This is a genomic window from Azospirillum soli, assembly GCF_017876165.1.
Taxonomy (GTDB): domain Bacteria; phylum Pseudomonadota; class Alphaproteobacteria; order Azospirillales; family Azospirillaceae; genus Azospirillum; species Azospirillum soli.
The window spans coordinates 1-2,477 of sequence record NZ_JAGINQ010000058.1 but is presented as its reverse complement, the minus strand read 5'-3'; the positions used below and the strand labels follow the sequence as shown (position 1 = coordinate 2,477).

General features: G+C 54.9%; 1 protein-coding gene and 1 pseudogene. Both read right to left on the bottom strand.

Features of this window, described 5'->3' with window-relative positions:
• Window positions 1-1,595: DDE-type integrase/transposase/recombinase (locus J2852_RS31210; RefSeq protein WP_484793076.1), on the bottom strand; the 1,595-nt coding region annotated here is incomplete at its 3' end.
• A gap of 6 nt (window positions 1,596-1,601) precedes the next feature.
• Window positions 1,602-1,691 (bottom strand): annotated as a pseudogene (locus J2852_RS32510) (DNA-binding protein); the annotation flags it as partial.
• Between the last annotated feature and the right edge of the window lie 786 nt (window positions 1,692-2,477).

Here is a 2,477-nt window from a genome sequence, read left to right as displayed (position 1 = left end):
CGCGTCCGGGATAACGGCCTCTTTGCGTCGTGCCATGCAGGGGCTCCTTTCGCTTCAGGATAACCCCACCGAGCACGAAATTCCGGATACTCCCCACCTTCCACTTGTATGCCAACATCGCGGTTCACAGTCCGGATGCCCAATGGCCGCGAGCCATTGCGCGGCACCGGGGCGAGCAGCAGCCTCAGGATTTCATCCGGGATGTCGACGCGATCTCTAAGGAACGGGCGCGAAACCTCAGCAGGGGTGCGTCCACCAAGGCCTTCATGTCCCTTCAGGCCGTAGTCGCCCATTGACCATGCGTCGGCGCGCCGCTGGAGTTCATCCCGATCCAATTCCACACAAAAGGCTTCTCGGTCGGTCTGCCCAAGGCGTTCGGCAAAGCTGCGCCGGGCCTCAATCCGCTTTCGATCCGCAACCGAGTGTCCAATGTATCCCGGTTGCATCACCACAAGTTCGTGATTGAAGGTTTTGATGGCTCTCTCGACCATCGGCTTCTGTTCGGGCGAGTAAACATCACACGGATCCGGTTCGATCCCGAGAAACCCAAGGGCACAGAGGAACTCTCGGCTCTTAAAATCCGCGCCATTGTCGAACCTCAAGCGCTTGCACTTTCCCCATTCCCGAATTGCCTTGCGAAGGGCGAGCAAAGCGGCTTCCGTGCTGCAGGTGCGGGTTATGAGAACGCTCAACCGTCTTGGGTAGACGTCGATGACGACGTAAACCCGATAACGCCCGTCGTTCAGCAGCATATCTGTGGGCGAAGCGTCCATTTCCCACAAGTCATTCGGCTGCGTGACGTCGGTGTTCGCGGTCCCAAGCGCCAAGCGGTATCCATTCCGCCAACCGTCTGGATTGGTTGCGAGCGCGATCAATTCAGGATTGGCTGCCCGCCAAGCCGCGCACCAGCGCTGAATAGTCCTGATGCCAGGAAGAGCGATCTCCTTCTCAAGGCCATCGTCGCCAACGGCCTTAATAACTGCACCAAAGCACACTTCCGCGGCCTTCCGCAGCAACCTTGCCGTGATGTCTGAATTTTCAAGTATAACGCCGGCCAGGAACTCGCAAAGGGCGCCGCAACGGTCAATTTGCCCCGTGCTTGCACGGTGCCCATATCTGCCAGCAAGCGCCAGGGATTCGCCGCGGCGTCTTGCTTTATCCCATGAGCGTAGCGTGTTGGGGGATACGGTGGGCCGGACTTGGCGCACCCATTCGGGCGTGTCGAGTGTAGGCTGTCGATTACCAACCCATATAGTCGCTTTAGTGTTGAGGCTTGTTCCTGTGCCGGTATTGTATATTTCACAAAAAAGTGTAATAGCCCTCGTCTTTTTCATCCCTGTCTTAACTTGAAACTCATCATACAAGCAGAGAATGTGGAGACACGCCTCTCGTCGCTGAACGCCAGCAATACTATAGGGTTTTCTTTGTGCCTGTGCCGGAGTGATGAGGGGGGATGTGCAATCAGGGGTGGTTCCAGGTTTTTGCGGGTTAATCGGAGGCGTGGGCGTGTGGGTGACTTCCGCACTGGCCAGTTCATTTTTCAATAATTTATGGATTTCGTAGGCTTCGCGAACTTCTCGCGGTAAGGAGTCCAAAGGGTATTCCCACCCACCTCCTCTTCCTCGTCGCGACCGTCGCTCCCAGCCTTCACGAGCCGCCAAATAACGGATACCTCGCTCGCTCGTGGGCATCCCGTGTATGCTCAACTCTGCAATCAGCTTTGAGGTAAGCCAAACAGCGGCAGCCATATTATGCCTCTCCGCCACAGCAGTGTAGCCAAAGGATGCCATCTTGCACCGATCAGGGTGCATTGTGCCGATGACAGAGTAGTAAATGTTTGGCTGCTGCGCAAAAGGCTTGTAAGGATATATACGATAATATGCTCTTCGCATGATGGGCATAGAAAGAAGGTGTTGGTGCCAAGTGCTGGAAGATAATGTGTGATATTCTCTTGGCTGTTGGGTGATGTTCGTAATGCACGTTGTGAGAAATCTTTTCGTTCATGATGGCACGAGGAACTGTGCCGTCCGTCCGCCATCCTTAAACCACCGGTGTAATGGCTGGAGGGTTGATTGGAAGTCGGAATAGGCCGGAAAACCGTCAGGGAAGCCGGAAATGAGCGTTTGCTTCCGAGGGGCCGCAGCATCGGCCGTTCGGCTTTTCGAAACTGGCGTGCATCAAGTAGACAAAGGGATCGATATGGCAGATAGCGCGATTCTTAGTTGCTTTACTTAGATTTCCGTTATTCCAAAATTGCGTGTCGCTCGTCGCCTTAGGCGTCGTGTTGCCATAAACCTGCCCAGGTGGAATGAGGCTATCACGCTTTCCGACTTCCAGAGCCACCTGTCGCGCCACAGCTGTTGGATTAATCTTGCAGCCTCATAGTACTACTGTGTCATAAATCTGATCCCATATAGGGTCTATGACACAGGCGAGTTTGGATAGGCAGGACGCGGCGGAGCGTCGGTTTGAGGAGT